Below are 3,854 nucleotides of genomic sequence, written 5' to 3' on the forward strand. Positions count from 1 at the left end.
GATTGATAAAAAAGGTTTCCATACGTTGAAAGATCCTGATCATTCTATCGCAGATAATTGCGAACGTGCTGCCAAAGCTTGCCCTGTAAATATTATTACAGTAAAAGAAATATAGATTAAAACATTAGCTATATAAAAAGTCCATCAAAATTTTGATGGACTTTTGCTTTATGTAAAAAATAAATCTTAATTCATTTTTCCTTCCTTTTCCAATCTCTCTAATGCTTTTTTGTGAGCAGATTTTACATCATTTTTGATCTTTTTATCTTGAGTAGATTTTCTAATCTTTTCCGCATGATAAGCCAAATCATCCAATGTCATTTTATAACTCACATAAAACCCGCGATTATATCTTGAATAAGAAGCTAATCCCCAACCAGCAATTAATTGATTCTTAATTTTTTTGGTTTGATATTCGTTCAAATAACGTTGAAGTTTTGGAGAAATTTCTTCTTTCGCAATTGATTTTACAGAACCATTCATTCGGCTAAACCAATATTTATTATCCAATTTTATATATGATTTTGCACCTAAAATGCTTTTAAAAGCAAGATCTCCAAGCAATAAAACCTTCTCAAATTCAGATTTTTCATTGGTCATGTAATCCCAATACATTTCAGAAGTCATTCCAACCATCGGACTTTTATCTATTGTTGCTTCATACAAATCTTTACCATTTTGATAAGTTGCTGCAACATTTTTAAATTCGATTCCAAAATCATCACAAGCCTTCTGATAACCTGTAAAAGAACCCGAATATTTCTCGAAATTATCTATAAAAACTCTATAAATACAATAGTGTGAAATATCAATCAAAACTTTTTTAGAATCATCTAAAAAACCGTTTATCAACTGTATCGGAAAGTTATAATATTCGTAGGAACTCATAATTGTTTGATTGTCTTAAATGTGGTGTTAATTCATCGACTAAGATAAGATAGTTTTTATTATTCTTAAAATGATAAGTATCAAAAAACTTCAAAATTTAATAGGTTAGATTTTTAAAGCGGTAAAACTTCAATTCCTAATTTCTTCCTAAATCTTCTTTGTCCTTTGTCTCAAAATAATAAACAAATGAAATTTTTCTTAACAATAATTACAAGCACTTTCTTAACAATTACTACGATAGCTCAGACGAAAAATGATTCAATTATCACCATTCAACCTCAGCAAAAAACATTAAAACCTAAAGTTGAACATGCAGAACCTCTCTATACAGATTTGATGCGTGATTTGGGCGCACGAAAAGGAGAAGCTGAGATAAATGTAGGATTTGGAGTTGCCTCGAAAAAAGGATATAATGAATATAATGGTTTTATTGAGTATGAATGGGCTGTTGCAGATCGTTTGGGATTGGAGGTTGAAGTACCTTTTTCTTTTAATCACAAAAGCGATAATAACGATGGCTCTATTTATGTTCCGAACAATAAAATTGAAGGTTTAAAATTAGCAACTCAATATACTTTTTTGGTAAATGAAAAACGAAAAATGTCTTTGGCTGTGGCTTATGTTCATGAATTTGAGTTTAATAATTTTAAAGAATTAGGACATCAAGGTTCTGTATTTACCGGTATGAAAATGAATCCTGTTTTTATTGGAGCAAAGAATTTTAAAAATTTCAACACGTTAATCTATACAGGTCCTGTTTTTGAACATCATTATAAAGAGCAAAAAGTAGATGTTGGAGCAACTATAAATGCAAGTATGATGTATGTTTTACCAAATTCGAAAAACTTTATTGGACTTGAAAATAATATGGATATTGACCGCTATGGATTTCATTATACTTTAAGACCTCAAATTAGATTGGCTATTCAACACAATTTAATGATTGGTTTGGTTACTGGAGTTCCTATCACCAAACATACCGGAACCAACCTTGATGTGATGACACGTATTATTTGGGAACCTTAGTTTTCTTAATAAAAAACCTCCTTTAAAATTTTTAAAGGAGGTTTGTGGAGCTGGCGGGACTTTATATATTATTTGATAATCAACACTATATATATTTTTAATTAAATTAGTATACCAACTAGTGTACTATTTATATTTTACTCTCTTCAATGGCGCTTTGGATTCCCATGTTAATGATTATCTTCAAATCTTGATTTGCATTAGATATTTTAATTTTTTCAAAAAAACTATCTTGACCTAATTCAATATATAATGAACCAAATATTTGCTTTGCACAAAAAGTAGCCATTGCAATAACTCCTTCAAAGTTTACTTCTATGAGTGGCTCTTTATTTTCCAAGAACTCTTTAATAATATCGTAAATTTCTGTACTAATAATTTTATCACTAATTATAGAACCGTATGTATTAACTTTTATTGTTTTCATAATTATATAAATGCAACTTTAAAATCTGTTTCTTTATATTTTGCTAAACTAGATATATCTTCTAAAGATATAGGATTTGATAAAGGTAAAGCTAAATAAACTATTGTACCTTTCCAATAAGGAACCTCCTTTACTATAACTTTATCTTTATCGAGTATATAACAAAAACCCTCTGAATATAAATGAAATCTACCTTTGACAGACCTACATATTTCATTAATAATCCAAAGACCATAACCCATATGATTTGTTCCTTCTTTTGATGTAATGTCTTTATTTATACACATTTTTATTAACTCAATTCCTGTTAAATTTGTGTAGTTTTTATTTTTCTTTAATGTACTAATAATTCCATTTCCTGTATCCGCACAAGCTATTTCTATAAATTGTTCTCTACCGTCCGCTATCATAACAGATTCAGTATCATCTACAGCATGTTCCCAAAAATTTAATAATATTTCAGAAAAACAAGTACTTATCATACTAACTACTTTGCTTTTGCCTTGATAATATTCATTCAATTTAGGTAAAAAAGTTGACTTTAAAAAATTATTACTGAAATTATTAACTCTAATTAAAGGTTGAGGAGCAATTATAAAATGGTCAGTAATATTAATGTTCATTTCTAGTAATTCCTTAGATGTATCTGAACTTTCTATATATGCATTTATCAGAGAAATAAAACCATATTTACTCCAACTATTAGATATATAAGGCTCATAAGCAATTACAGGTCTATGAAAACATTTTTTCTTAACTGTAAACTCTAATACTTTATAAATGAGCAACATTCCTAATACATTAGTTTTTTTTATATGAGACAAGTCTAAAATATAATTTTTTGTTTTTGTACCTTCCAAATCAAATATAAAACTAACACCTTTTAAAAAATTTTCAATCCCATTTAATTTAATATTATTAGGTAATTCAAATTTCTTTTTTTCTCCATTTGCATTAATTAAATAATCCTTTACTAAATCATCTATTAAACTCATCAATTAGTTTATTTAAATATTCATTTTCTTTAATATAATTTTTATTTGAAATTTGACCTAAAACTGTAATAAAGTAATTATCATTAAAATCTTCAACCAATTCAACCAATTCTTTATTGAAGTACAACTTATACCTCTGAAGATACATTCTTAAATCTGATGATTTAGTTAGATAAAGTTGTAAATCAGAATAATTATTATAATACATTAAGTCTTGTACTAGATTGTATAATTCTTCTTTATGCCTTATTCGGTTTTGTTCTAAAATTTCAAATTTTAGAACATCTTTTTCTTTTTCTTTTAATCTAAATTGATAAAATATATTAACGCCCGCTGTTATTATATTTACTAAAATAAATCCTAATAATGTTCCACCTAAAACTATTAAATTATCATTAGATTTAGAAATGGAATCTAAGACATCTTTTAACATTCCAAAATCATTCATAAGTAATTATGTTAATTATGTTAAAATTATAAATTATTATGATTGTAAAGTCTATTTTATCACTATATTT

5 protein-coding genes and 1 pseudogene are annotated in these 3,854 nt (G+C 26.8%); 2 read left to right on the plus strand and 4 right to left on the minus strand.

The genetic code is table 11. The features are described 5' to 3' along the window. A pseudogene (locus N5D46_RS14450) lies at positions 1 to 115 on the plus strand (ferredoxin); the annotation flags it as partial. Between the two features lie 71 nt (positions 116 to 186). Here N5D46_RS14450 and N5D46_RS14455 read toward each other — a convergent pair. Continuing rightward, positions 187 to 888, minus strand: a complete 702-nt coding sequence (locus tag N5D46_RS14455; protein WP_280050420.1) for a hypothetical protein — start codon at positions 886 to 888, stop codon at positions 187 to 189. 186 nt (positions 889 to 1,074) lie between these two features. Between N5D46_RS14455 and N5D46_RS14460 the strand changes: the two genes are divergently transcribed. Further along, a complete protein-coding gene (locus N5D46_RS14460) occupies positions 1,075 to 1,914 on the plus strand; it encodes an HAEPLYID family protein (protein ID WP_280050421.1) in 840 nt (279 codons plus the stop codon). Positions 1,915 to 2,044: 130 nt separating this feature from the next. On the opposite strand, the gene N5D46_RS14465 is transcribed toward N5D46_RS14460, so the two are convergent. Genes N5D46_RS14465 through N5D46_RS14475 form a run of 3 tightly spaced genes read right to left on the minus strand, consistent with a single transcriptional unit; the run spans position 2,045 to position 3,784 of the window. After that, positions 2,045 to 2,341, minus strand: coding sequence for a DUF4325 domain-containing protein (locus tag N5D46_RS14465; protein WP_280050422.1), 297 nt, complete (start codon positions 2,339 to 2,341; stop codon positions 2,045 to 2,047). Positions 2,342 to 2,343: 2 nt separating this feature from the next. Further along, positions 2,344 to 3,336, minus strand: coding sequence for a hypothetical protein (locus N5D46_RS14470; protein ID WP_280050423.1), 993 nt, complete (start codon positions 3,334 to 3,336; stop codon positions 2,344 to 2,346). Next, complete coding sequence (locus N5D46_RS14475; protein WP_280050424.1) at positions 3,320 to 3,784, minus strand: hypothetical protein; 465 nt, start codon at positions 3,782 to 3,784, stop codon at positions 3,320 to 3,322. Before N5D46_RS14475 ends, N5D46_RS14470 begins: the two co-directional genes overlap by 17 nt. Positions 3,785 to 3,854: the final 70 nt, after the last annotated feature.

The sequence above is a fragment of the Empedobacter sp. GD03865 genome (genome assembly GCF_029840775.1).
GTDB lineage: Bacteria > Bacteroidota > Bacteroidia > Flavobacteriales > Weeksellaceae > Empedobacter > Empedobacter falsenii_B.

Excerpts from the sequence above, each read along its gene's own strand:
- N5D46_RS14475 (WP_280050424.1), bottom strand. The coding sequence starts at position 3,784 with ATGAATGATTTTGGAATGTTAAAAGATGTCTTAGATTCCATTTCTAAA.
- N5D46_RS14465 (WP_280050422.1), bottom strand. The coding sequence starts at position 2,341 with ATGAAAACAATAAAAGTTAATACATACGGTTCTATAATTAGTGATAAA.
- N5D46_RS14460 (WP_280050421.1), top strand. The coding sequence starts at position 1,075 with ATGAAATTTTTCTTAACAATAATTACAAGCACTTTCTTAACAATTACT.
- N5D46_RS14455 (WP_280050420.1), bottom strand. The coding sequence starts at position 888 with ATGAGTTCCTACGAATATTATAACTTTCCGATACAGTTGATAAACGGT.
- N5D46_RS14470 (WP_280050423.1), bottom strand. The coding sequence starts at position 3,336 with ATGAGTTTAATAGATGATTTAGTAAAGGATTATTTAATTAATGCAAAT.